We start from the raw sequence: 26,644 nt of genomic DNA on the forward strand, positions 1-26,644 counted from the left end.
CGGGTGGCTCTTAGGCTGAGGATCATCTAGATTTCACCTAATGAGAAACGAAATCTAAGAGCCGTGAATCAAGATGTTTAATGCAGCCAATCTCGCAAATGGCACGTTTGTAGAAGACAGTTCTGCTCTTGAGGACTATCGTGTCGTCCAGAAAACTCTTCAAGGCATCTCCGAGAATTGGAGGGAACAACCCTCCCTTGAAGAGCTTGCCTACAGCGTCGGCCTTCAGCCAATTCAGCTTCAACGGGTGTTTTCAAGATGGGCAGGCATTACTCCTAAACAGTTCCTGCAAGCCATCACCATCGATCACGCACGCGCTCTTTTACAAGATTCCGCTAGCATTCTGGAAGCCTCGCTCGAAGTTGGCCTCTCAGGCCCTGCCCGTTTGCATGACTTGTTTGTAACCCATGAGGCGATGACGCCCGGCGACTACAAACGGCGTGGTGCAGGCGTGAAAATCAGTTGGGGCTTCCATCCCTGCCCGTTTGGGATCGTCCTGTTGATGGTAACAGATCGCGGCTTGGCAGGTCTTGCCTTTGCTGATGCTGGCGAAGAGGCAAAAGCTCTTGCTGACATGAGCGAACGTTGGCCAGCGGCTGAATTTGAAGAGAACCAGCAGCTCACCGCTCCTTACGTCTCCCGCATCTTTGAGCCGAACAAGTGGAAGGAAGACCAACCACTTCGTGTTGTCTTCATCGGAACGGACTTTGAAATCCGTGTTTGGCAAACACTTCTGAAAATTCCTTTAGGCAAGGCTACCACATATTCGGAGATTGCGAATAACCTCGGTAATCCCAAAGCCTCTCGTGCTGTTGGAACAGCCGTGGGAAAGAATCCGCTGTCTTTCGTCGTTCCGTGTCACCGTGTCCTCGGGGCCAAGGGCAACATGTGTGGTTACCATTGGGGCATCACTCGTAAGCGTGCCATTTTAGGCTGGGAAGCTGGTGTTTCCGGTGTTTTGGATGGCATTGCTGCTACAGGGTAATCGTTTCAGTTCCGATTCAATGCCGAGCAACGAAAAAAGGCGAGCGCGAGGCTCGCCTTTTTCATTTGAAAATCAAATGACTTACAGGTCAAATCCAAGGATCTTGCCAACGGTAAAGACGTCCTTGTCACCACGACCGCAAAGGTTCATGACGATCACTTTGTCTTTGTCCATCTTCGGCGCCATCTTGATCACCTGAGCAAGCGCATGGCTTGGCTCCAGAGCTGGAATGATACCTTCAACGCGGGTCAACATCTGGAATGCATCCAGAGCTTCCTCATCAGTCGCAGGCACGTAGTTCACACGGCCTGTATCCTTCAGCCAGGAGTGCTCAGGGCCGATACCAGGATAATCCAGACCTGCTGACACGGAATGTCCTTCAAGGATCTGTCCGTCATCATCCTGCAGCAGATAGGTGCGGTTACCATGCAGTACACCCGGCTTACCTGCGTTCAGCGAGGCACAGTGTTCTTCACCCTGAAGGCCTTTACCACCAGCTTCAACGCCGTAAATCTCAACGGATGGATCATCAAGGAACGGGTGGAATAGACCAATCGCATTAGAGCCACCACCAACTGCAGCAACGAGAGCATCTGGCAATTTGCCTTCTGCTTTCATCAGCTGCTCTTTGGTCTCTTCCCCAATCACAGACTGGAAATCACGAACCATCTCTGGGTATGGATGCGGGCCAGCAGCTGTACCAATCAGGTAATACGTGTCTTCCACGTTGGTCACCCAATCACGCAGCGCTTCATTCATCGCATCTTTAAGAGTACCAGCACCCGCTGTAACGGGAACAATTTCAGCACCCAGCAGTTTCATGCGGAACACGTTCGGCTTCTGACGCTCAACGTCGGTCGCACCCATGTAAACAACGCATGGCAAACCAAAGCGAGCACAAACTGTTGCTGTCGCAACACCATGCTGACCAGCGCCGGTTTCCGCAATGATGCGGGTTTTACCCATGCGCTTGGCAAGTAGGATCTGACCAATACAGTTATTGATCTTGTGAGATCCGGTGTGGTTCAGCTCATCACGCTTAAAGTAAACCTTTGCACCGCCCAGCTCTTCAGTCAGCCGTTCAGCGAAATAAAGTGCAGATGGGCGACCAGTGTAATGGGTGTTCAGGCTCTCAATTTCAGCAGCATAAGCAGGATCAGCCTTAGCGTCACTGTAAGCCTTTTCCAAATCCAGGATCAAAGGCATGAGCGTTTCAGCAACGAAACGACCCCCAAAATCACCAAAGTGGCCGCGATCATCCGGACCGGAACGCAATGTGTTGGCTTGCTGGTTCATTAACTCTTCCCAAATTCACTCGGCAACGCTGCGCACTTCATGCACAAAAGCCTCAATCAACTCGATGTCTTTAACGCCCTTCTCGCGTTCGACGCCGGAGGAAACATCGACATCGCTCACTCCAGAGATAGCCAATGCCTCTCGGACGTTTTCAGGGCTTAAGCCGCCAGAAAGCATGATAGGCTTTCCAAGTTCTAGGCCTTGTAGCAGTTTCCAGTCGAAGCTGACACCATTTCCTCCCGGAATATCGGAATTTTTTGGTGGCTTTGCATCAAGAAGAAATCGATCTACATGCGGAACATAGGGCGCAAGTGCCTCCACGTCTTCTGCAGATGAAATCCCGCAGGCTTTCATCACAGGCAGACCAAAAATCTCCCGAATTTCGGCACAGCGCTCAGGGCTTTCACTCCCGTGCAGCTGCAAAACATCTGGCGCGATGGTGTCGACAATTTCCTTCAGGCCTGCATCATCCATATTCACAGTAAGCGCAACAATCTGCGTTTTGCCGCGCACGTGGTCTGCCAGCTCTTTGGCTTTAGCCATCGGAACATAACGCGGACTTTTCGGAAAAAAGACAAATCCGATCATATCGATTTGTTCTTTCGTAACCGCGTCCGCAGTTTCCTTTGTAGAGATGCCGCAGATTTTTATCATAGCGGAAGAGACCATATTTGCACCGTGTTCAAGCAATACCAGAATGACCGTTAGACCAAAATTATCGGGGTTTGTCACCCTGTTCTGGTCATTTATGGAACCTGAACTGGACGGGACCAATGAGAATATCTGGAGTTTATCGCGGTCATCTGATGACCCTTGGTATATGTGGAGCACTCGTTGCTTTTGCAAGCAGCTCCCCAGCACAGACAGTCTACCAGCACCAGCCACAAGTGCCCATCGGGTTTGATCAGGCATGCGCCGGCACGTATGCAGTTAAGCCATTGAAGTCAGGCGTGCTTAACCTCCGTACCGGCCCTGGAACCAATTACAACGTCATCGGCCGCCTCATCCCCAATCAGGCAATCAACATCGCCGACTGCAAAGGCAACTGGCTAGGCATCCGCGACGCCCAAACCTCCGAACAAATCGGCTGGGTCCACAAAGGCTACATGCGTCGCGTCTAAGTGATGGAGTGAACCGTGGAATGCAAAGCATTGAACTGTTCACTCCTTAAGCTACCAGAATTACAGCGCTACCTGTTTTTCAAAATGAATTACTGGCAAGCGTGTTCCAGAAGACTTGATATGGTTTAGGCAGTACTCAACCGGATCCATCTTCGTTGCTGCGGAACTAGTGCTATTCACCAAATACCAATCCCCTTCTTCCACTTGACGGAACGCTACATAGTGTCCGCCGATATTAATCACGAACCGATCTTCACCTGAGTTGACCACATGGCTAAGCAACTCGCGAGCAATATCCTCTTCCGCAGGTGTCTTCGTGTGTTCAATGTAGGTAATTTGCGGATCCGGCAGGCCGAGCTTTTGCTGCTGCGCTTTCAGCAACTCAAGCCCCACATCTGCAATGCTGCCTTTGTTGCTGATATCCTGAAGCGGATCAGTCTTGTAAAGTTTCTTATATTCTTCTGTCGCTACCTCACGAGCGAGCTTTTTCGGATTCTTCCTGTGTTCTCTCTGCAAAGTTTTCACGTCACGTTTAAGAACACCTGAAGCGTACCGAATGAACTCTTCATCGGTCTTGCTATCATACGCTTTCAAATGGTTGACGAGGCTCGCATCCAACAAGTCATTTTTATCCGTTGCTTGGAACCCGAGGCAGGCATTAATGGCATGCTTCAAACAGAACTGCCCTTCCTGAACCTCGCAGAAGAACTGTGGGTCATCGCCACTTGGTTTCTTACGAGCATCTACATTATTGCGGACGCCCGGTGAGCGGTTGGTGTATTTGACCTGAATCTGGCGGTTTTCATCTGCAAGCATTTGTAATTCTGCCTTTGCACGGCCCAGTGCTTTCAGGATCTCGTCAATCTGGCCGGTCTGGCCTATTTGTGCCATTTCTTTCAGCTGCGCAATTGCGAGCCTTACAAAGCTTGCTTGCTCATCGAAGATCTTCAACTTTGCTGGATCTTTCACATACTTGCGCATTGCCGAAAGGTTGGAGACGAACTTCTCTGCGTCTTTCAAAGAAACTGTGGGGGCAGCATCAAGTCGGGCCTGTTTGGCTGCTTCTTGCCCTTGTTTGCGTTTAGCAAGTTCTTCGGCGTTTTGCGCTCTTGCACGATTGAGAATGGTATTTAACTGATCTCGGTGTTCCTCAAGAGACGCCATTACAACTGATAGCCCATCCAACTGATTGGTATTAATGCATCTTTTTGCTTCGGGCATTGCGAGTTCAAACAGAATCTTAATAGTTTGAAACTCAGTCTGCAGAATGGGGTCTGTGATCAGTAGTTCTTGTCGCAAGAAAACACTCTTGCTGGCGTCCAAAGATTCATATTGCTTCAGATAGTCTTCGTGCGATTTGCTAACTTGCATAACCTCAGGAGCACGGGTCTGTTTGTCTGGTTGTGCTCCCTGCTTTGCATAATCCTCAATGTTGGCGATTACGCTTTCCAGCTCAGATAGCCTGCTTTCAGCGTCCTTGAGACGGTTTTCCTGTATTAAATGTTCTGTTTGGCTACTGAGCTGTTCCCATACCATTTGGTAGGTCAGGAACGTATTTTGAAGAGATTGATCAGGAAGCTGAGGGTTTCCTGCCATGGCCTTGTCGTAACGCCCAACAAGTTTTTGTAGCTGGCTCTGACAAGTGTTTAACGAAGCTTCTAGAACTGGATCAGGTTCTGATTGCCCTCCTTGCTCCTCTTCAGGCTGAGGAGTGGATGAGAGAGCATTTTGAACGCAATCTTCTAAATTTTGGACGACATTCTCAAAATCCTGCAGTCGTGTTTTTGCGTCCGCTGCATTGCCGCTGGCAATTAGTGCATCAATCTGACTCTCAAACTCATCAGAAATAACTTTGAATGTCAGGAATTCATCATGCTGAAACTTCTGCTGAAATTGAGGGTTCTGTGCCGCTGCACTCGCTCGGCGGGCGGCAAGTTGATCCAGCTGTCTCTTGCAATCAGCCAAGGCGGCTCTCTGCTCATCTTCAGTGGATTGCAAAGTTTCAGGCTCTGGTTCAACGATCTTTAGTTCTTCCTGATGGTCCGAAGAAACCCCATCTTGGTTTTCAGGTGCTGATTGCGCAGACTCCAGAAATGCAATCATTGAATTGATTGCATCCTCACAAGTAGTGAGTTTGCCCCGTGCCTCCTGCAGTTTTCTATCCGCTACATACTGTAGACCCTCGGTGATATAGGCCTGAGCTGCACTGCTGTACTGAGCAAAGCTGTTGGCAAGAGCAACATCTTTAATCTCAGCCCCTGCCTTCAAAACTTCATTGAGGTTTGCTTGAGCCTCATCCAAAGACCCCATACAGTCAGAAAGAGCTTTATTCAGTGCATTTTGAGCTGCATTCTTCGAGGCGGAGTTTGGCCGCAACCGTCTTCCTGTCGGTTGATTAGTAGCTTGTTGTGTTGCTGCTTCCTTTGCGCTGACCACGCAATCTATCAATGCTACAGTTAAGTTCTTAAGCGTCGCCACATTGGCTGCAATAGCTTCTTCAGAGGAACGACCATGACCTTCAATGAGATTCTCTGTTTCCGCTAGCAAGCTGATAGCAACTTGATAGTTCTTTTCAAAATCCCGTTTAAGTGTTTTGTCAGGAACTTCATTTGCCTGCTGATAGTAGGCTTGAATTTCAAAACGTATCGACTTCAGTTGAATGCTAAAGCTTGGATCAACGGGAACAAATTTAACGTAGCTCTCTACTTTCTCAACCAGATTACCGAGGACTTTTAACTCTGTCTGACAGGCATCAAGTTCATGTCGTTTAAGCAAGCTCTCAACTTGCTTAATTTGCCCTTTTGCGTGCTTTGAAGAATCCGAGAATGCTTTTTGCTCCTGTGGGGATTTAATGGTTTTGCGTAGCCCGTTGGCTTCCGAAAGACGGGTATTAGTGTCTTTAATAGCCGTTTTAATATTTTCAGTTTCGCGAACAATCCGTTTCTGTATTTCAAGTACTTGCTGGACGCCTTGTAATTGCGCTTCCGCATCAGAAAGCCTCTGATCAGCGCCCGCCGTATCTCCGCTTTTTACTAGGTTGGTGACGTATGTCATTGTCGCAGCAGCTTGCTTGAAGAGTTGATCGAACAAGGTTTTTTGATCTTTTGAAACGAGTAGTTTCCGCTCCGCCTTGTATCCTTTCAACTTTGCTGAAAATTCTGTTGCACGTTGTTGCAGAGCTTGAAGTGGATCAACGTGCGGTGCTGCGCTTTCAGCGGTTTGCTTGCCATCGATGCCATTTTTCTGCGGCTCGGAAGCCCGGTTCTTCCCTACTAAAATTCCGACACCATCAACGAGTGCTGCGATGTCATCCAGTGTGCTATCCGCATCAAGAAAATCGCCAGTTTGCAATAGATAGTCTACATTCTTCATGCGGCTTTGAGTTTGCTCGCAAAGACTATCAAACGTTTGCGTCTGAGCATCTGTTTGGAGAGCGGATTTTAGCGCCTTGTAGCTCTTGAGTTCTGCTTTGTATTGGGCAGCACGATTTTTGCAATGAGCTGCAATCGAGGCAGGTGTTGGGTCGCCGTCATATGCATCAAACGGCCATGAGTTTTGCTTGTAAACCTTCTTCGCCCATTGGTACTCAGTAACTTCAAGCGTACCCTTAGCCATAGATCGACTCCCAACTTCAGCCTTTTGCTAAGGCTATCAATGACGGGTCCAACAATATCTACAAACACGTACCCAATTCGCATGCATTTGGGTGGCAAGGTGAAGAGAGGTTTGAGGCCGTACGGTGTTTTTTGAGAGATCTGTAATTAATAAAATTTCTTCCAAATAGAAGTGTATTGCCATCAGAGGCTTAGGGAATAAAAAAGCGCCGCAGAAGCGGCGCCTTTCTTGGTCTCACAATTCCGTCAGACCTAAGTGATGTTGTAGGCCGCAATAGCTGCCATATTGAAGATCTCGCTATCCTTGGCACCCATCGGTACAATCTGAACCGGCTTATCCATGCCAACCAGCAGTGGGCCAATAAGTGTTGATCCGCCAAGCTCTTCCAGAAGTTTTGTTGCGATGGAAGCGGAGTGGAACGCAGGCATAATAAGTACGTTTGCAGGCCCATTCAGACGGCAGAACGGATAAGCCGCCATCTTTTCCATGTTGAGTGCGATATCTGCACCCATCTCGCCATCGTACTCAAAGTCCACCCGGCGGCGATCAAGGATCTTGACTGCTTCCTGAAGACGCTCAGTTCGCTCACCTTTCGGGTGACCAAATGTAGAGTACGCCAGCATAGCAACGCGAGGTTCAGAACCAAGACGGCGTGCAACATGCGCCGCTTCTTCCGCAATATCCGCCAGTTCCTCTGAGGTCGGCATGTCATGAACAGCCGTATCGGCCACAAGAACGGTTTTACCTGGCGTCACTACAAGCGAAACGCCAATCACACGGTGCCCCGGTTTGGTATCGATACAGCGGCTGACGGTTTCCAGCGCAACGGAATAGTTTCGTGTTGTCCCTGTTACAACGCCATCAGCATCACCGCGTGCAACCATAATGGACGCCCAGTAGTTGCGGTCATTGTTGACGAGGCGTTGACAATCACGCTGCAGGTAACCCTTACGCTGTAAGCGAGAGTACAGGTATTCCGCGTAATCCGCATTTCGAGTGGATGAACGCGCACTTTCAAGGCGAATGCCCGGGCGGTTCACATCAATACCGGCAGATGTTGCATTGGCGCGGATCTCATCTTCACGGCCAACAAGGATAGCCTCACCCAACCCTTGTGCAACAAAGGCGGAAGCTGCACGAATAACCGCTGGCTCTTCCCCTTCCGCAAACACAATGCGTTTCGGGTTTTGGCGCACTTTGGAGATGATCCGCTGCAAAGTACCAGCAATAGGATCACGACGACCCTGCAGCTGCGCACCATAAGCATCCATGTCCACAATCGGGCGACGTGCCACGCCGCTATCCATCGCAGCCTGCGCAACTGCTTGAGGGATACGGGAAATCAGGCGCGGATCAAACGGAACCGGAATGATGTATTCGGGACCGAAACGAGGGCGGCTACCACGATAAGCCGCTGCAACTTCATCAGGAACATCCTCGCGAGCCAGCTCAGCCAGTGCCTGAGCGCACGCAACTTTCATCTCATCATTGATGGTTGTTGCGTGAACGTCCAACGCACCGCGGAAGATATACGGGAACCCGAGAACGTTGTTCACCTGGTTCGGATAATCAGAACGACCGGTTGCAACAATAGCATCCGGACGAACTTCCTTGGCTTCCTCTGGCGTAATCTCAGGATCAGGGTTCGCCATCGCAAAGATAATTGGGTCGGGTGCCATGGTCTTTACCATGTCAGGCGTCAAAGCACCCTTGACGGAAACACCAAAGAACACATCTGCACCATCCAGTGCGTCTTCAAGGGTGCGCTTGTCTGTCTTCACAGCATGGGCGCTCTTCCACTGGTTCATCCCAGCTTCACGCCCCTGATAAATCACGCCTTTTGTATCGCACAGAAGAACGTTCTCATGTGGAACACCCATCGCTTTAACAAGTTCGATACAAGCAATGCCAGCCGCGCCCGCGCCATTACAGACCACTTTCACATCTTTGATGTCGCGATCTGTCATATGAACCGCGTTGATCAAGCCCGCGGCTGCGATAATAGCAGTGCCGTGCTGATCGTCATGGAACACCGGAATATCCATGATCTCACGAAGACGCTGCTCGATGATAAAGCAATCTGGCGCTTTGATATCTTCCAGGTTGATGCCGCCGAAGGAAGGGCCGAGGTGCTTTACAGAGTCGATGAACTCCTCAACGTCGGCAGTGTCCACTTCAAGGTCAATGGAATCCACATCCGCAAAGCGCTTGAAGAGAACTGATTTGCCTTCCATCACCGGCTTGGAAGCCAATGCGCCAAGGTTTCCAAGGCCAAGAATTGCAGTCCCGTTGGAGATAACCGCAACCATGTTGCCTTTGGTGGTGTAGTCGTATGCCTTGCTTTCGTCTTCCGCAATTGCCAGCACAGGAACAGCAACGCCAGGAGAATAGGCCAGGCTCAGGTCGCGCTGAGTGGCCATTGGCTTGGTTGGCGAGATTTCAAGCTTGCCCGGTTTACCTTCGTTATGGAAGGCTAACGCGTCTTGGTCAGTAAAGCTGACCTGCGAGCTTGCTGTTTTATCAGTGGTTGGCATGCGAAAAATTCCTCACCCTCAAGCGCAGTGTTCTTTTCAAATATCACTGGACGACATTATCCCCGTAAAATCTCGTTCTCAAGCTGTGAACTAAACTGACACGGGTGAAACACATAGAACCATTTGCTAGTGTCTGCGTCATGAATACAGCAGATATTGAAAAGCCTTCCCCAGCAAAAGGCCGCGTCACACCCATGATGGCGCAATATATTGAGATTAAGACGGCTAATCCGGACAGTCTCCTGTTCTACCGAATGGGTGATTTCTACGAGCTGTTTTTTGAAGATGCAGAAGTTGCATCTCAGTCTCTCGGAATTACGCTCACCAAACGTGGCAAGCATAATGGTGATGATATTCCCATGTGCGGCGTTCCCGTGCATGCCGCTGATGATTATCTGCAAAAACTGATCGGCCTTGGCCACCGTGTTTCCGTCTGTGAGCAGACTGAGAACCCGGCAGAAGCCAAGAAGCGTGGCTCTAAATCTGTAGTTCGCCGCGATGTTGTGCGCTTGGTGACGCCGGGCACGATTACGGAAGACCGCCTTCTGGATGCCAGACGAAACAACTTCCTTGCCTCGTTAGCGCGGGTCAAAGGCGGAAGTACAGCTGACGGAAACCTCTACGGCCTTGCCTGGATTGATATGTCCACGGGCATGTTCCGTGTGGCTGAGAGTGATGACGTGCGCCTTACTGCTGATTTGGCGCGCATTGATCCATCAGAACTGGTGCTTGCTGACGCACTTCTTCAGGAAACCGAGTTGCGAGCGACAGTCGAAGGACTTGGCGCTGCCCTTTCTCCTGTACCCCGCACGTTCTTTGATGGCGCAAATGCTCAGGATCGTCTCTCCACCTATTTCTCCGTGGGCACACTGGACGGTTTCGCCAACTACACCCGTGCTGAGTTGATCGCAGCCAGCGGCATTCTGGCCTACATCGACAAAACCCAGCTCGGCGAGCGCCCTCCTCTGGATCCGCCGGTTAAAGAAGCTGCTGCGGGCCAACTGCTGATTGATCCGGCAACCCGCGCCAACCTTGAGCTGACCCGAACCCTTTCCGGCGAGCGTCGTGGCAGCCTGCTGTCTGCCATCGATAAAACCGTGACCGGAGCTGGTTCTCGTCTGCTTGCTAGTCGTCTTTCAGGACCCCTTACGGATCCGGAACAAATTGGCCATCGTCAGGATACCATTGCATTCTTCGCGTCCGACACCATGCAGCGAGAGGATATTCGCTCACTGCTGAAGTCCGCGCCGGATATGTCTCGTGCACTGTCCCGTCTTGCTGTGGACCGCGGTGGCCCGCGTGATTTGCAGTCCATCGCGTCTGCAATGAAGTCTGCCCGAGAAATCGCAGGTCTGCTGGCCTCTGGCGGTGCCTTCCCTCAGGAAGTTGGCTTTGCTGTTCAAAAGCTGGAACAAGCGCCACATGCACTGGGTGACAAGCTTGCGCTGGCAATTGCAGAAGAGCCGCCTCTTCTCAAGCGAGATGGTGGCTTTATTGCTCATGATTATCATCCAGACCTTGATGAGCTCAAAGCCCTTCGCGATCAAAGCCGAAAAGTCATCGCACAGATGCAGGCCGATCTGGCCGAAGAGCTTGGCATCCGTTCATTGAAGATCAAGCACAACAACGTGCTTGGCTGGTTCATGGAAGCGCCGACTGCGCAGTGTGATCCTATGAAGGATGATCCTGCCCGCTTTATCCATCGTCAGTCCATGGCTGGCGCCATGCGCTTTACAACCACTGAACTGGCTGATCTGGAGAGCAAAATTGCAAGTGCAGGTGAACGTGCTCTTGCGATTGAGCTGGAAATTTTCAACGAGCTGACCAAAGCTGTTGTTGAAGCCGGTGGCCAGATCAAAGCAGCAGCTGAAGCTCTCGCCATACTCGATGTTTCAACCTCTCTTGCGGTTTTGGCAGAAGCGGAAAACTACATCCGTCCAACTGTAGACGGCTCGCTCGCATTTACGATTGAAGGCGGTCGTCACCCAGTGGTGGAGCAAGCCCTTCGCAAATCTGGCGAACCTTTTGTGGCAAACAATGCCAATCTTGGCCCGCAGGAAACCTATGAAAATGGCCAGATCTGGCTGATCACTGGCCCCAACATGGCCGGTAAATCAACCTTCCTGCGCCAGAATGCATTGATCGCTGTGCTCGCTCAAATGGGTAGTTTCGTTCCTGCAACCGCTGCCCATATTGGTATCGTGGACCGCTTGTTCTCCCGTGTTGGGGCTGCGGATGACCTTGCCAGAGGCCGCTCAACCTTCATGGTTGAGATGGTGGAAACGGCTGCTATTCTCAATCAGGCAACGGCTCGCTCTCTGGTTATTCTTGACGAAATCGGGCGCGGAACGGCGACTTTTGACGGTCTTTCCATCGCATGGGCTGCCATTGAGCATCTGCACGAAACCAACCGCTCTCGCTCTTTGTTCGCGACGCATTACCATGAAATCACAGCACTTTCGCAGCGCTTGGAGCGTCTCAACAACGCGACCGTACGTGTGAAAGAGTGGAAAGGTGACGTTGTCTTCCTTCACGAGATCGTCGAAGGCGCGGCAGATCGTTCCTACGGTATTCAGGTGGCAAAGCTCGCTGGCCTGCCGAAAACCGTTGTCAGCCGCGCACAAAAGATCCTGACGCAGCTGGAAGAGCAAGACACCAATAAGCCTTCTGAAACGCTTTTAGACGACCTGCCACTCTTCGCTAATTTCTCTCAACCTCTGGAAACCATTCCGGAGCCGGAAGAACATGAAGAAACCTTTGTTTCCAATGAACTTGTTGAACTGCTGGAGACCTTTGATCCGGATGATATGACGCCTCGTCAGGCTCAGGAAGCGCTCTACGTTCTCAAGCAAAAGCACAAAGAGCTCAGCTCGAATTAATTTCGAGTTTGAAAACACAAGCAGTTTTAGCACCGCTGGAGATTTCCGGCGGTGTTTTCATGTGAAACCCGGAAGTCGGGATGAGCAAGGCGGCAGGCAATACCTGCGCTACTTGTTTAAAAATGTTTCTTCAGCATTGGCTACACGCCTTGCCCGGGCTTTTTATAATGAACAACGTCGCCTCTTTTGCCTATAAGGCACGATAGCCGGTTTCCCGGAAAGAAAGTGGCTTATCCAGGCACGTTTCCATGCCCAAACAGTTCCTCCGTCTTTGACTGACACATCTGCAAAAGCAAGTCTCCCTGCCGGTGCTCTTGTATCTATCACCGCGTGATACCCTATAGTCCTGGGCCCTTCCCCTCAAACCATGCGGTCACGTTTGAAGTTCGGTTCACCGGACCACTGAAAGGTGCGTTACGTCTCCCAACAGCCCAACCCAGCCTACGACAAACTGACGGTCGCTCCGCCAGCAGCCCGTTACGTAGGCATAGGTTCAGAATATGGGAGGAGTTCAGGAGGGGAATAAGTTTTTTGAGACAGTCCACCCCACCCATCGATGTCATCCCGGCCTTTGATGTTTGTCCCGGAGAGATGGTTGACGTTTGTTCGGGGACATGGGTGACGGTCATGTTATGATGTTAAGTCGATTTTTGCGACTGTGTTTGCTGCAAAACATACGTTGAAGATCTCAGGTTTGTCTGAGGGACGTATGGCGAGAGTGTAGCCACGGAAGCATTTGGGAACATACCAGAGCCTGCCTTTAAAGCTGATTTCCGCTCTTGTTCTGGGCACCTTTCGGACTATTGTTCCTTTGGGATAGCTGATATCTGGAAGGTGTTTGGGAAAGATTTGCTGTGAGATTGTATAGCGACTGATAGGTGGCGCTAATCCAAGTGCTTCATGCGGGCGATGGAAATTATAAATCCGCCTCCATTGATCAAAGGCCGATTGCATAGTGCGGTGACTGCGAAATGTTCTGTATGCCAGAACCTCCTCTTTCAGGGTTCGGTTAAACCGCTCATTCTTGCCTTTGGTTTGAGGATGAAAAGGTCTGGCATGGATCAGGCGGACACCAAGATGAGCCAACCAGATCCGCAATGGTGTCCAACGCTGATCGGTAAGAGCTGTCCCCCATGGGGAACCGTTGTCAACCAGAAAGGCTCTCGGCAAGCCGTAGAGCTTAAAGCTCTCTTCTAAAGCCGTTTTAACTGTATTGGTGCGTTGGTCTGGGCAAGCCTTAAGGCAGGTCGCAAACCGGGAGTGGTCGTCGACAACCGTGAGAGGATGGCAACGAGTGTTATCTTCCAGCCTGATCCAACCTTTAAAATCCATTTGCCAGAGTTGATTAGGAAGAGGAGCTTCAAATCGCTGCCAATCCGGGGACCTTGGGGTTGATTTCGGTTCAATACGGTCATGGCGCTGTAAAATGGCGTGCACCGTGGAGCTTGCTGGAACTGTAATGCCTTTATGCTGCAGATAAGCGCGGATCTTTCGAGCACCCCAAGCCGGGTAAGTATCACGCACTGATAAAATCCTCTGCTCCACCTCCTGTGGTGAACGTCCAGGAGATGTTCTGGGCCGGCGGGAGAGATCATTCAAGTCTTCTCCCGCACGCCACCGCCCTAGCCATTTATAGCCTGTTTGTGGGCTGATACCGAACCGGCGACACAAGGCACGCCGATTAGCATTGTCCTGATCTGCAAGTCGGACAAACTCTTCTCGAAGTTTCATTGTTGAACACTCTTTCCAAGGCATCCCGGTCCCTCCCTGAATGCCATGTTAATGTGTCAACCATCTCTCCGAACACCTGTCACCTATGTCTCCGGTATGTACAGTTGGGATGCCGGGGTTACAACTCGAACCTGAATACCATTGAGACCAGTGCGACCAGCCAGAGGAGCTGGACTGCACGCTCCCACAAGCCGACCTGTTTTGCGATGGCCTCCAGCTCTGCCTGCGGGGCTCCGGCGGCTCTTCTTGTCGCCAGTTTCTTCCAGTTGCGGCCAATCATAAGAGCGCCGGTCAACACAATTGCGAGGCTGGCTGCAAACCCCAGCGAGATGGACCATGGCACGGCATCAAAGCCACCCAGAAGATGGATGAGCCAGAACCCGCTGGCGATGACACCCAGACCGATCAAAGAGCCAGCAACGGAGGCTTTGCGCAGGTAGATCTCTGGCGGGGCAGCTTTTGCAAGGTTTTCGCGTGCAAACCATTGGGCTCTTTGCTTGCCGCTTATTGTCATGCCAAACCATGCCGCGATGAGAAGAATGTGCACAAAGCGTGCGATGAGGTAGTCCATTCCTTACTCCAAACTCATGAGGATCCGCAGAACATGCCCCTGCGGCAAACTTCATGAGACGGATAGCATCGTCCAAATTTCGATTATATGATAAAGAATTGTCATCAGCTGCTCATTTGGAAGACGAATAATGTTCAAAAAACCCAGCGCAGATCGTTTGCTTGAGTTTAAAGCTATCGTGGATTGCGGGAGCATCATGGCAGCAGCAGAGCACTTGCAGATGACGCGGCCCACCCTGAGCCGACGTCTTGGTGACCTGGAAAAAATGCTGGGTGTGAGGCTGCTGCAGAGGAACACACGCAGTTTGTTTCCAACCGTTGCCGGTAAGGAGCTCTACCACCGCGCCACGCGGGTTGTTGCGGATATTGATGCGGCATGGACGGCGGTGCAGAATTACGACAGTGAGCCCAGTGGTCCGTTGTGCGTTTCCTTGCCTGAGAGCGATATGCTGGCCGTGCCGTTGTTTACCGAGTTTGCAGCCAAGTATCCCAAGGTCTCGCTGGATGTGGTTGTGACCAACCGCAGGACTAATTTTCGCGCTGCGGGTGTGGATGTGGCGATGTGCTTTGGGCCAGTGCGTGATCCGGACCTGATCGTGAAAAAGTTGTTTCTCAGCCGCAGAATACCAATGGCCACAAAGGGCTACCTTGATGCAGCGGGTACTCCTGCAACGCCAGAGCAGCTTGCCGACCACAAGTGCATTACTCTGCGTGACTCCGATGGTTTGCCGGAGACCCGATGGCCGACAACTGCTGGCGGTTCAATTGAGATTCAGCCGCGGTTGTCGAGCGCCGGGTTCCGGCTGATGTTGCAGGCGGTCCATTCCGGGCTGGGGATCGGCCTTTTGCCCGAGAGCGAACTCGCCAAGAACCCGGAGCTGGTCGCGCTGTTTCCTGATGAGGTGCAAAGCCTGAAAAACTTCAGTCTGGTTTACGTGGAGCGTGACTTCCAACTGCCACACGTCCGAGCCTTCGTTGATGAGGCAAGCATCTTCTGGAAACGATGGATTGAGGAATGGTAGGGGCGTTCATGCCGGCACAAGGCCCAGTAGTTCTGGCAAGGCTGTCATGGATTGGAAAGAGTGTGCTCCGAAAAGGTTTGTTGGGGTTGAGATGTTTTCTGGTGAGTACACAAAGCAGCGCATGCCGGCGCTGGCGGCGGCTTTCATGCCGGTGGCGCTGTCCTCAATCACAACGCAGTGCTCCGGGCTGATGCCTGCCATTTTCGCGCCGTGCAGGAACAGGTCCGGTGCGGGTTTTGGGATGCCAACATCCGATGCGGTGAAGACGTTGTCGCCAAACCACGGCAGCAAGCCGGTGATTTCCAGCGACATGCGAACCGTGAACGGATGGCCGTTGGAGCCGACGCAGATGGGAATACCAGCATTTGCGAGTTGCTTTATCACCTGCAGAATGCCGTTGACGGGCTGGACTTCCTTCTCCAACAGAGCGTTTGATTGCTCGTGGAAGTCCTTGTTCCAATGATCGGGCGCGGTTAGGCCCTGCTCCTTGAGGTAGTCATTCACATCCCGGCTGGTTTTGCCGACGAACATCTCCCAGCATTCCTGAAAGGTGAGCGTGGCCCCGTAAGATTGTAGCAAACGGAGCAAGACGCGTATGTAGAGCGGCTCTGAATCCACGAGCACGCCATCACAATCAAAAATCACAAGCTTAGGTGGGGAGGATAAAAAAGGCACAGCAATATTCCCAATGGCAAAACGGGAGCCTAGCTTTTGGATGCGGGTGTGGCAAGCGTGGTTTGGGCGTATCAATGCTGGTTTACTTAGCGCTAGACCTGAGGTTTTGCTTGTTGGTGCTGCGAAATCAGATTAGTGACAGATGACTTACTCATTCTAATGAAAGGCGGTTTTTATGATTGTGCTCGAACTTTTGCAGGCATGTGGCGCTTAAGCAAAACGCGCCAGCTTGCCTGCTGATTACACATCTGCGCTTTCATGCGCAAAACCATATGTAATTCAATAGGTAAGACATGAAAAATCTAAAGGTCCGCAAAGCAGCTGCCGCTGAACTCCCTGAGATCCAAGCCATCGCACGAGAGGTGATTGCAGCTCGTTATCCTGCCTTTCTAGGGGCAGATATGGTGCAGGATTATCTGGACAGCGGCCAGGCAGATCAGGAGTTCGTTACGCATCAGGACAGCCTGTTTGTGTTGATGGAGGGCACCCGGATCATGGGCTTTGCGATCTGCTTTGATGACTTTGTACACGTGATGATGGTGCGGCTGGATGCTCAGCGTGGGGGATATGGTTCCTTTTTGCTGAACTGGTGTGAGGCAGCCATCAAAGAGCGCAGACATCACACTGCGCGGCTGGAGACCTTCACGTCCAACAGTCAAGCCATTGGCTTTTATCGCAAAAATGCATGGGTTGAAGTGAAGCGTGATGCTGAGGATGTTGGCGTTTTCGCACGAATCTGGTTTGAAAAAGAGCTGAGTTAGGCTCTCGACCGAAGATGACAAGAGGCAGGGGATACTGAGCGGTGTCCCCTGCTTTCGTTTGTTCTAGCCCGCGACTTTACGCATGAGGGCTTCGATTGGACCGCGTTTGAAGAAGTGGCTCCAGATGAGGGCGTAGATGACGGCCAAGGTGCAGAAAATGCCGGATGCGAGGAAGGCTGTCTGTTTGGTTTGGCCGCCGAGCAAGCCCAACTCCTCCATCACGCCCATGCCCAGCAAAATGTGAGCGAGGTAGAGTGTCAGAGTTTGACGGCCTGCGGGATTGAGGACGGTCAGTACGCCAAGATCTTTCAGCAGTGGGGCTGCGCGCAGGCATATCCCGACAACCATCGAGGCAACAGACATGCCTGCCATGAGGTAAAACGGCATGGGTGGGATGGGATTGGTTGTGACCAGATCCACCAATTCCGGCTCTACCATAGCGATGAGTGGTTGCAGGTAAGCGCTGACGGCGTTGACGAGCAGGAAGACCAGAAGGCCGCCGAACATGAGCGCGTCTTGCGTTTTGGTGGAGGAGAGGTTTGAGCGGCTGAGCATCACGCCAAACAGCAGGAACCCAAGCCACGGGATGACCGGATGCCAGCCGTTGAAGAACAGATTGCGGATGAAGCCGACGGGTGTCCAGAACTCGGGATAGGTCAGGTCGGTCCAGTTCCAACCAGCGTCATAATCCAGCAGGATGACCATGACCACCGCGGTGGTGGCCAAGCCAGCAATGAGCCAGCCCAGAGCGCGGGTGCCCACTGGCAGCAGCAGAGCGCCGAAGAGGAAATAGAATGCGTAGTAGTGCAGGATGTCAGCATCAAAAATGAGCATGTTGAGCAGGCCGAGCACGAGCAGGAAGGCAGCGCGTTTGAAACTGGTAAAGATGGTGAGGTTAAGCTCCCCTTGCATCCCCGCCAGACCAAGGCCGATGCCTGCCAGCACAACGAAAGTGGCTGCAGCGCGTCCTTCCAGTGCGTAGATGATGTTGCTGAGAATACCCTCAGTGCCTTCTGCGCCCATTACGATGGAGAAGTTGACGATCACCATACCCACGAAGGCGATGAACCTGGCAAGGTCCAGCCCCTCCAGTCGCCCGATTTTAGCTGCTGCAGCCATCACGTTCCTATCCGACCTGATATGGCCTTTACTGTTCGTTCTGCCTCCCAGAGCACGCCGCGTTCATTTACATTCGCGCACCGCACTCTAACATCTTTGTCGGAGCGGATTCTTTTCGTTTGCTTGAATCCAATCAAACGGAACACGCTCTAACCCCCAACGGGTTGCATGCCCTTCACCTTCTTCGTAATGCCGCCAAACAAGGTTTGAATTGCAAGTGCGCTGGCATCATTGGTTGCGATGTTTCCGGCCTGTGATGTGCTTGCTGCTGCATACAAAACAGCGTCCAGCGAGGCGATGATCCAGCTGTTTGGAATGAAGGAGAGAATGTCGCCTTCTTCCTTTGCGCGATCAATTAAATCACAGAGTTCCTTGTCGTGGCGCTTGATTTCTCTAGCAATTTCGGGATCATCCCAGACGTCGGGATTCTTCCAGAGGAAGTGACAGGAATCTGCATAAGGCACCAGAGCGCCTACAATGGCTTTGAGCTGTTCAAACGCTTTGCGCTTGCCTTTGATGGCTGCATAAGACGCTTCGTCCATCTGGTCTAAAGCGCGCAAGGCCACGTCACGCAGCAATTCCTCACGTGTGCCAATAACACGGTGAAGAGTTACGCGCTTTACGCCTGCGGCCTCTGCAATATCTGCCAGAGACGCCCGTGGCTGATTGTTGAGCACACGTACGGCTGCTTCCAGCAGTTTGTCTTTTGTGGTGTTGTTCAATGGTATCGACATGATACTTATATGTATCATTAGATACACAACTGTCAATAAAGGTCCTGTAATTTTCTGCAGGAAATAAGAAGGTTAAAAGCCCATGTTTCTTCTCAATACGACGGATTTTTTATGAGTATTATCAAAAGAATGTGCCAAGCTTGCTTTGTGGCACCGGCTCTTTTCATGAGCGTGATTATTTGCCCACCAGCCTTGGCTGATCATTGGGTGCCCTGGGCGTTCTCATGGGATAAGAATGGCGCAACACAGCAGCATATCAGCCCGCAGCAGGGCTTGAGTAAAATAAAGACAACCTCTCTGTGGAGCCCGGATGGGGAGCTGCTGGTGGTACAGCTGGTCTCTTCCAAGAGCTTCAAAAAGACAGTTGAGTTGCTGGACAAGGACATTTCCTCCAACAGCAATCCGGAATTGATTGCCCGGTATGGCACGCTTCTGACGTATGGGGCCTATATGTCGGAGGATGAAGGCGAGATGGCTGAGCTGGCAGCCCGTGCTGATGTTTATTTTGATCAGGCACTGAGTCAAGATAAGACCAGCTGGGGCGCGTGGCTTGGGAAAGCGACGCTCTATGGCTTCTCTCATAAGCGGGATCAGGAGGCCTCCTCCATCAAAATTCTGAAGTCCATGATTGAGGCGCAGCAGAAAACCAAGTCCAACTGGCATCATGTGTACCCGTATCTGGTGCTTGGGGCGATTTATGAGCAGAAGCGGGACGTTCTGACTGCCAAAGAAATCTGGACTGAAGGCCTGCAGCACTTCCCTAATAACGAAGCACTGCTTGCAAAAATGATCGACTGATCTGATGTGCTGGCGAGATAACCTCTTGCCAGCCCCTCTCCTGCTACTTTTTCTTCAATGCTTTGATGAAGGAATGCGCTGTTAGTCCGTGCAGGATAACGCTGAGGCCGATGGTGGTTACAGCGGTTGATGCGATGACGGAACTGCCCGGCAGGTTCGCATCCAGCACGATAATAGCGAAGACGATGCTTGCCAGACCTCGTGGGCCAAACCAGCCAATGAAGAGCTTTTCTTTTGTGCTCAAAGGCTCACCGCGCAAGACGAAAAGGACAGGCAGGATTCTGACGACCGTCAGGCTCAGGATGGAGTAGGCCAGGATTTCCCAAGTGAACTCATGCAGGACTGAGCCGATGATAGCTGCACCGAAAATGAGCCATGTCATGAGGGAGAGCGAGTCCCCTATTCCCTCTGCTGAATCCAAAAGCTGCTCTTTGTAGGGCTTCTCCAGCCAGCCGAAAACGATACCGCCCACAAAGGCCGCAATGAACCCACTGCCACCTGCGAGTTGCGCGACTGAGAAGCAGCAGATCGCCAAAGCGACGACGGTCACCTGCTCCCACGTTTTGGATTGCTCCTTGGTCTGGAAAGAGTAATCAATGATCTGTCCAGCCATAATGGCGATACCAATCCCCACAAGAACACCAAGGCCAATCTGCTCAGCAAGCAGCTGCGCCGCCATTTTGTTCAGGTGGCTTATCAGGGATGGATCAGCTGCAATTGGGAGGAGAGAAAACACAATTGGAACGCAGATGCCGTCGTTTAAACCGCTTTCTGCATTCAGAGTTCCTCTGATCTTGGCCGGTACAGAGGGATCTGTCACCACGGCCTTGCCAAGCGCGGCATCCGTTGGAGCAAGTAAAGCGGCCAGAATTGCGATCTCGATGACAGGGAGTTGTGGCAATAACGCCATCCCGGCTCCGATGCCAAATATGATTGTGAGCGGCAGGCCAACCAAGAGGAGGCGCCGTGGCAAGTCAATATTGGTGGCAAGGACTTTGAGATTTGCTTTGGCTGCATCCGTAAACAAAACAATGGCAAGGGCCAACTCGGCCAGTGTCTTGATGGATTCATTGGTGAGCTTGACCTGAAACCACCCCAAACCGTCATTGCCAAGCAAAAAGCCAATGATGCAAAACAGCAATGCTCCATTGATCGGCTTTTGCTCCAGCCGTCGGCTCATCACACTGTACAAAAAAACCACTGCAAAGATGACGGTCAGATTTTGATAGGACATTTGGCCATTTTAATCCCGGCAGTGTCCACCATCCGTGTTCAGTGGATCGCCTTTAAGTTGCGCATTCCCGACACTCTAAGAAGATAGTCTTTGCATTGGTTTAAGCTGCACAAGCCGATTTGCCTGAGCGTCTCAACAGTCTCATTTATGCCCAGCGAAGACCTGCGTCGAATAATCAATCACGATTTGCTCGGCCTCCCCCCAATGTTCTTGCAGGATCTGATCAAGCTCAATCAGGAAAACACCATTGCTTGCTTTGATCGCAGTTTGAACTTTTGAGGAGGATTTGGCCATTTCAACAAAATCCTGATGTGACATGGAACGGGACCAAGGGTACCGCCGAACAGTTGCCTGAGCAAAGCCTGCCTTCTGCATCTCCTGCGCATAATCGAACCTGCGGTAATCTCTGGAGTAACTGGTGTTGTGCGTTTCGATTAAGGTTTCATAGGCGTGCATGAAAGCGCTGCCGTCCAGCTGCCGGTTGTTCTCAATAATCACCAGATACCCTCGTGAGGTGAGAACACGCTGTGCTTCCCGGTAGAACTTCGGTCGATCAAACCATTGTGCGGCCTGGGCGACGGTGATGAGATGAAAGGCACTGTCTTCGAACGGAAGCTTTTCAGCAGCGGATTGATGCCAAAACATTTCACCTGCCTTATCCCTTGCTTTTGCCTGAGACAGCATGTCTTCGTTGACGTCGCATCCTGTAAACTTGCTGCTTGGTGACAGCCCTTGAAGTTGGCGCGTCAAAATTCCGGTACCGCAGCCAACATCCAGTAGATGCCCCTGCTCTTCACCTTTAGACATCTCCAACAGATCCACGATGTGATCTATCGCATCCTGTGGGTAGCGCGGGCGAGCTTGGTCATAGATTTTCTGCAGGCCGGAGAATGCGTGATCACTTGCAATATTCATAAAGCACCTCAAATTTGAATACATAAGTATACAAAAGCCAAACCTATCTCAAGTTGTTATTGGCAAATCATGCATCAGACACTTGAAGGTGGGTTGTTCAGTTTCAGATACTCAGGCTAATCAACATTGTGATGTTTGATGTAAACTCACTTGTTCCATCTGTGTCGAGCACGGTAGGTTTCTTCCATGAAAACAACAAATGATATCATTGATGGTGTACCCGTCATCGAGAAGCTCAGTGTTGATGAGCTTGCTGCTGGGAAGCACCGTTTCTTTTTTAAAGCCTCCACGGACTCCTTGGGAAACTACCACCGTATTCCGGTGATCGTGATCAAGGGTGCTGAGCCGGGAACAAAGCTGTTCATTCAGTCAACGCTGCATGGGGATGAGGTTCAGGGGGTGGATGTGATCCATCAAGTCCTGCCACACCTGGACTCTGATACGCTGAAGGGGACTGTTGTATTGGTACCGGGCGCAAACCCTCCGGGCATGCAGCTGGCCTCACGCTATTACCCTTCGCAGAATGAGACGCAGACCTTCACAAACCTCAATCGCATGATGCCGGGGGATGCGAAGAGCTCAAATGCTGGAAGCCGGTATGCCCATGCGCTTTGGCATAATCTTTACATGGGCAATGCAGACATCTTTCTGGACCTGCATACCCAGTCAACTGGCACTGCATTTCCGTTGTTTCTCTTTGCTGACTTTCGCAGTGCAGATGTGTGCCGTCTGGCAGCACTTCAGCCCGCAGATCAGATCCTAGAAGATGACGGTATTGACGGTTCAGTTGAGACTGAGTTGGTTCGGGCCGGTATTCCATCGCTCACGGTTGAGCTGGGCTGTGCCAATGTGTTTGACCCGGATATGACCCAGCGCGGCGTTCAGGGCATTTTGAACACTATGATCGACTACCGCATGATTGCGGGTAAAGTGAACCTGCTTGGGATCGAAAGCTATGTGGGGAACGACGATGTGTCGATCACTGCAGACACTGGTGGATTTGCCCGTGTGATGGTGCAGCTCAATCAGGAGGTTTCCAAAGATCAGCTGGTTGCCACCATGACAAACGCTTTCGGCGATGTTGTTGCAAAGTACACTGCACCTTGTGATGGGCGCGTGCTTTCCGTTTGCACAACTCCTTTACGAGAGCCTGGCGCGACCATCGTACAGATCCTGCGGCGAGTATAAACTTCCAAATGAGAGCAGGCAGCTTCATATCGGCCGGCTCTCATTTTTCATTTATGCATATCGTTTGGCACCGACAACGCACCCAACCACAACAACTGTCGCTGCAATCATCATTGAAGAGATCGTCTCCTGAAGCAGCAGCGCTGCGAGCATGAGGCCGAAGAACGGTTGCAAGAGCATGAGTTGGCCAACACCTGCAGCGCCACCCAATGCCAGCCCGCGGTACCAGAACACAAACCCCACCAGCATCGAGAAGACGGAAACGTACATGAGGCCGTACCACGCGGTGGACTGACTATCTGGCAGCTGAGCAGGTACACTCAGGATTGCAGCGATCAGCATGACTGGAAGAGCCAGTACAAGCGCCCATGAAATGACCTGCCACCCCCCAAGCTTTCTTGAGAGTGTGGCCCCTTCCGCATATCCAAGGCCGCACACGATAATTGCGCCAAACATGTAAATAGAGCCGAGCAGTGAACCCTCGGCATTTTGTGAAAGCGCGAACACCGCCACTGCCAGACTGCCGACGCCTGAGAACACCCAAAAGAATGGCTTTGGTCTTTCCCCTCCTCTCAAAACAGCGAAGATGGCTGTCGAGAATGGTAAGACTCCCATCAGAACCAGCGACTGCGCTGCCGTCATCTGTGCGAGGGCTAATGCAGAAAGTAGCGGGAAGCCTATCACCACACCGAGGGCAACGACTGCCAACGACATGATATCCTGCCGCTTTGGGAAAGGCTGCCTCAACACGCTCAGCAACGCAATACCCAGCAGTGCAGCAATCACCGCCCGAATGCTTGTCAGAAAAAATGGATCAAATCCGGCGACTGCTGTACGTGTTGCAGGCAAGGAGCCGCTGAAAATTATGACTCCGAGCAGGCCGTTTCCCCAGCCTGCTGAACCTCTTTGTGCCAGTGATGCTTGCATCATTCACCTCCGTTTTCCGTTTTTTATCGAGGTGGGGCTAGGCACAACAGCCACAAAACAATACAATTACGAGAAACTGTACTGCTACAATCATCAATACAGCAGGTGAGATGTAAAATGGCTTATGGGCAGCAAACACAACGTGTGATGCAGGCGGTGCGCAGCAAGATCAGCAGTCGTGCGTTGGAACCGGGTGAGAAACTGCCAAGCATCCGGGGTTTCGCTTCCACAATGAAGGTCTCCGCCTCCACTGTGGTTGAGGCTTATGACCGGCTTGCTGCCGAAGGGATTATCTTTGCGCGCAAAGGGGCTGGGTTTTATGTCTCCCCAAAAACTCAACCCTTTTCGGTTTCAGAGATTGGTCCGCATCTGGACAGGGAGATCGATCCGTTCTGGGTCTCTCGTCAGTCGCTGGATACCGGACGGGATATGCTCAAACCCGGATGTGGCTGGATGCCTGCGGACTGGATGCCGAATGCATCCCTGCGCAAGGCCATTCGAAATTTGAGCAAGGCGGATGATCACTTGCTTTCGGATTATGCGAGCACGCGAGGTGCCAGCAATCTGAGACGGTTGCAGGCCCGGCAGTTTGCGGCAGAGGGCATTGAGGTTGATCCGAACCAGATCTTGCTGACTGGTTCTGCTACTCAATCTATTGATCTGTTGTGCCGGTTTTTGCTGCGCCCCGGAGATAAGGTTCTCGTCAGTGACCCATGTTACTTCAACTTTCAGGCAATCCTGAAAGCGCATCAGGTTGAGATTGTGAGTGTGCCCTACACCAAGACAGGCATGGACTGTGAGCAGTTTGAGCAAGCTGTTGTGGAGCATAAGCCGCGTTTTTACATCTCCAACACCTCCTTGCATAACCCTACGGGGGTCACCCTCTCTCCTCAAGGTGCTCATAAGATCCTGAGTATCGCGACCCGACATGATCTCATCCTTATTGAGGATGATGTGTTTTCTGAGTTTCTACCAGAAATAACACCGCGGTTGACTGCCTTGGGTGGCTTTGATCGCGTGATCCGTCTTGGCAGCTTTTCAAAGACACTTTCGGCTTCCGCACGCTGCGGATACATCGCTGCCAAACCAGAATGGATTGAAGCTCTGGTTGATCTTCAGGTGGCCACGAACTTCGGGGGTCCAAGCCCGATTACCACGGAGCTGATTTATGCCTGCCTGAGCGATGGGTCCTACCGAAAACACATGGAGGCCCTGCGTATTCGCCTTGCCAAAACACGGCGCGAGGTTTCTGCTAATCTGGCTGAATTGGGTATTCAGACCTGGCTGATGCCAGAAGGCGGTTTTTACCTCTGGTGCTCCCTGCCCGAAGGCATTGATTCAGCCGAACTCGCCCGTGCAGCTCTGCAGCAAAACATGGTTCTCGCTCCTGGTGATGTTTTCAGCCCGACCCAATCCATGGGCCAGTTCATGCGCTTCAACGTCAGCCAGATGGGGAACCCGATGACCTACGAGATACTGGCAGACGTGATGTGTAATCTTTAGTGGCGGAAGAGCACCAACTTACTGCATCCAATCACAATTTTAGTAAATCATCAAACAGCAAGCAGCCCCACACTATGACTGCATTGACAGTACATATAATACAACGCAAGATTGAATAAATTACTCACGACTTTTGTGGAGACGAGAATGACAGATAGCTCAATCATGCCAACCGTCTACCTGATTAAACCGCAATTTACTGAACCAAAAGACATCTTCAAAGATTCAGACGAGCTCAAAATTCAAAATTTAGAACCTGAGGGTGAAGACCCTATTCATTGCATGCTGTTTTTTAAAGAGAGTGTGAAAAGATCCCCCAAATGGCTACCATTTATTGCAATGGATTTCGATGTTAATGCACTCCAAATCTTCAACTCATCATCGTATGCAGTACTTGTTATTAATACAGCAGAACGTTTGTTCGTAATCCCATTTGGCATGGGATTACATCTGATTGATTTGACAAAAATAGAATACAATTTTGGGTTGAAAGTTGCAATAAATAGCATCCCACAAAACGATTTAAAGCAGATAAACTTAACTACGCCGGAGGCTTCCTCTCAAAAAACATTGAGACAAGCTCCTAAAAACTCATCACCAACTGAAATGGGCATCAATCAGCAAAAAGATATTCTTCGAGGTCTTGCGGGAGATCTTCCCAAAAATCATAGCTTAGGCAAGAGAATTGAAGGTAAGGATAGCGTTCGTCCGACGAAGAAGATTGAAACCTATAATGAACTTCAAAAGTTATGTGCTGAGTTGCTAAATTATTCAGAAAAGACAGACTATCAGGCGAAATTCCCTTGGATTGACAATATGTCACTAACAAATGATCCAATTACTATTGAGCGTCTATTCGATGAATTATTGCTTTCAATGAGAACAAAGAACTTCGAAAACATGTACATTGGTAATCCCCCCGGAATTTGATCGAGTTTGAAAGTAGAGATATTGTTGCCTCATATTGAGGACTGATCTTATGAAGAAATCTCGTTTTAGTGACGCGCAGATTATTGCAATTCTGAAGCAGGGAGAAA

Annotated in this window: 20 protein-coding genes and 1 pseudogene; 9 read left to right on the forward strand and 12 right to left on the reverse strand. The window is 51.1% G+C overall.

From position 1 onward, the window contains the following. Positions 1–73: 73 nt before the first annotated feature. Positions 74–985, forward strand: a complete 912-nt coding sequence (locus tag PsAD26_RS27750) for a bifunctional helix-turn-helix domain-containing protein/methylated-DNA--[protein]-cysteine S-methyltransferase (RefSeq protein WP_063312971.1) — start codon at positions 74–76, stop codon at positions 983–985. Between the two features lie 81 nt (positions 986–1,066). Here the strand turns inward: PsAD26_RS27750 and trpB are convergent, their stop codons facing one another. Next, positions 1,067–2,281, reverse strand: a complete 1,215-nt coding sequence (trpB, locus tag PsAD26_RS27755) for a tryptophan synthase subunit beta (protein WP_063312972.1) — start codon at positions 2,279–2,281, stop codon at positions 1,067–1,069. Positions 2,282–2,296: 15 nt separating this feature from the next. Beyond that, positions 2,297–3,013, reverse strand: a complete 717-nt coding sequence (locus PsAD26_RS27760) for a phosphoribosylanthranilate isomerase (RefSeq protein ID WP_063312973.1) — start codon at positions 3,011–3,013, stop codon at positions 2,297–2,299. A gap of 41 nt (positions 3,014–3,054) precedes the next feature. On the opposite strand from PsAD26_RS27760, the gene PsAD26_RS30115 reads away from it, so the two are divergent. Then, on the forward strand, positions 3,055–3,402 hold the full coding sequence (locus PsAD26_RS30115; protein ID WP_208985907.1) for an SH3 domain-containing protein: 348 nt from the start codon (positions 3,055–3,057) through the stop codon (positions 3,400–3,402). 60 nt (positions 3,403–3,462) lie between these two features. On the opposite strand, the gene PsAD26_RS27770 is transcribed toward PsAD26_RS30115, so the two are convergent. Both PsAD26_RS27770 and PsAD26_RS27775 read right to left on the reverse strand, forming a co-directional pair. Continuing rightward, the gene (locus PsAD26_RS27770; protein ID WP_208985908.1) at positions 3,463–6,774 is read right to left on the reverse strand and encodes a hypothetical protein; all 3,312 of its coding nucleotides are present in this window, start codon (positions 6,772–6,774) and stop codon (positions 3,463–3,465) included. Between the two features lie 494 nt (positions 6,775–7,268). Beyond that, positions 7,269–9,551 carry an NADP-dependent malic enzyme gene (locus PsAD26_RS27775; protein ID WP_063312975.1) on the reverse strand — a complete coding sequence of 761 codons (2,283 nt, stop codon included), beginning with the start codon at positions 9,549–9,551 and terminating at the stop codon, positions 7,269–7,271. 140 nt (positions 9,552–9,691) lie between these two features. On the opposite strand from PsAD26_RS27775, the gene mutS reads away from it, so the two are divergent. Further along, positions 9,692–12,430, forward strand: a complete 2,739-nt coding sequence (gene mutS, locus PsAD26_RS27780) for a DNA mismatch repair protein MutS (protein ID WP_063312976.1) — start codon at positions 9,692–9,694, stop codon at positions 12,428–12,430. Positions 12,431–13,011: 581 nt separating this feature from the next. Here mutS and PsAD26_RS27785 read toward each other — a convergent pair. Both PsAD26_RS27785 and PsAD26_RS27790 read right to left on the reverse strand, forming a co-directional pair. Beyond that, positions 13,012–14,185 (reverse strand): annotated as a pseudogene (locus PsAD26_RS27785) (IS481 family transposase); the annotation flags it as partial. A gap of 94 nt (positions 14,186–14,279) precedes the next feature. After that, the gene (locus PsAD26_RS27790) at positions 14,280–14,732 is read right to left on the reverse strand and encodes a hypothetical protein (protein WP_063312977.1); all 453 of its coding nucleotides are present in this window, start codon (positions 14,730–14,732) and stop codon (positions 14,280–14,282) included. 130 nt (positions 14,733–14,862) lie between these two features. Here PsAD26_RS27790 and PsAD26_RS27795 point away from each other — a divergent pair, with 130 nt between their 5' ends. After that, on the forward strand, positions 14,863–15,753 hold the full coding sequence (locus PsAD26_RS27795) for a LysR family transcriptional regulator (protein WP_063312978.1): 891 nt from the start codon (positions 14,863–14,865) through the stop codon (positions 15,751–15,753). A gap of 6 nt (positions 15,754–15,759) precedes the next feature. Here the strand turns inward: PsAD26_RS27795 and PsAD26_RS27800 are convergent, their stop codons facing one another. Then, positions 15,760–16,428 carry an HAD family phosphatase gene (locus PsAD26_RS27800; protein ID WP_153041595.1) on the reverse strand — a complete coding sequence of 223 codons (669 nt, stop codon included), beginning with the start codon at positions 16,426–16,428 and terminating at the stop codon, positions 15,760–15,762. A gap of 293 nt (positions 16,429–16,721) precedes the next feature. Between PsAD26_RS27800 and PsAD26_RS27805 the strand changes: the two genes are divergently transcribed. Beyond that, positions 16,722–17,189: a GNAT family N-acetyltransferase gene (locus PsAD26_RS27805; RefSeq protein WP_063312979.1), complete on the forward strand. Its 468-nt coding sequence runs from the start codon at positions 16,722–16,724 to the stop codon at positions 17,187–17,189. Positions 17,190–17,252: 63 nt separating this feature from the next. On the opposite strand, the gene PsAD26_RS27810 is transcribed toward PsAD26_RS27805, so the two are convergent. Beyond that, a complete protein-coding gene (locus PsAD26_RS27810; protein ID WP_063312980.1) occupies positions 17,253–18,308 on the reverse strand; it encodes a DUF418 domain-containing protein in 1,056 nt (351 codons plus the stop codon). Positions 18,309–18,457: 149 nt separating this feature from the next. Then, on the reverse strand, positions 18,458–19,042 hold the full coding sequence (locus PsAD26_RS27815) for a TetR/AcrR family transcriptional regulator (RefSeq protein WP_208981710.1): 585 nt from the start codon (positions 19,040–19,042) through the stop codon (positions 18,458–18,460). Positions 19,043–19,207: 165 nt separating this feature from the next. Between PsAD26_RS27815 and PsAD26_RS27820 the strand changes: the two genes are divergently transcribed. Beyond that, a complete protein-coding gene (locus tag PsAD26_RS27820; protein ID WP_153041596.1) occupies positions 19,208–19,840 on the forward strand; it encodes a hypothetical protein in 633 nt (210 codons plus the stop codon). Positions 19,841–19,883: 43 nt separating this feature from the next. On the opposite strand, the gene PsAD26_RS27825 is transcribed toward PsAD26_RS27820, so the two are convergent. Further along, positions 19,884–21,074, reverse strand: coding sequence for a cation:proton antiporter (locus PsAD26_RS27825; protein WP_063312982.1), 1,191 nt, complete (start codon positions 21,072–21,074; stop codon positions 19,884–19,886). 141 nt (positions 21,075–21,215) lie between these two features. After that, positions 21,216–21,989, reverse strand: a complete 774-nt coding sequence (locus tag PsAD26_RS27830) for a methyltransferase domain-containing protein (RefSeq protein WP_063312983.1) — start codon at positions 21,987–21,989, stop codon at positions 21,216–21,218. A gap of 186 nt (positions 21,990–22,175) precedes the next feature. Between PsAD26_RS27830 and PsAD26_RS27835 the strand changes: the two genes are divergently transcribed. Then, positions 22,176–23,177 carry a succinylglutamate desuccinylase/aspartoacylase family protein gene (locus PsAD26_RS27835; RefSeq protein WP_063312984.1) on the forward strand — a complete coding sequence of 334 codons (1,002 nt, stop codon included), beginning with the start codon at positions 22,176–22,178 and terminating at the stop codon, positions 23,175–23,177. Between the two features lie 51 nt (positions 23,178–23,228). Here PsAD26_RS27835 and PsAD26_RS27840 read toward each other — a convergent pair whose 3' ends face one another. Then, positions 23,229–24,104 (reverse strand): DMT family transporter, encoded by an 876-nt coding sequence (locus PsAD26_RS27840; protein WP_063313000.1) that lies wholly within the window; start codon positions 24,102–24,104, stop codon positions 23,229–23,231. Positions 24,105–24,221: 117 nt separating this feature from the next. Between PsAD26_RS27840 and PsAD26_RS27845 the strand changes: the two genes are divergently transcribed. Together PsAD26_RS27845 and PsAD26_RS27850 are read left to right on the forward strand one after the other, a co-directional pair. Next, positions 24,222–25,607, forward strand: coding sequence for a PLP-dependent aminotransferase family protein (locus PsAD26_RS27845; protein WP_063312985.1), 1,386 nt, complete (start codon positions 24,222–24,224; stop codon positions 25,605–25,607). Positions 25,608–25,754: 147 nt separating this feature from the next. After that, the gene (locus PsAD26_RS27850; RefSeq protein ID WP_063312986.1) at positions 25,755–26,537 is read left to right on the forward strand and encodes a DUF6119 family protein; all 783 of its coding nucleotides are present in this window, start codon (positions 25,755–25,757) and stop codon (positions 26,535–26,537) included. The last annotated feature ends 107 nt before the right edge of the window (positions 26,538–26,644 follow it).

Source organism: Pseudovibrio sp. Ad26, from assembly GCF_001623285.1.
In the GTDB taxonomy this organism is placed as follows: Bacteria; Pseudomonadota; Alphaproteobacteria; order Rhizobiales; family Stappiaceae; genus Pseudovibrio; species Pseudovibrio ascidiaceicola.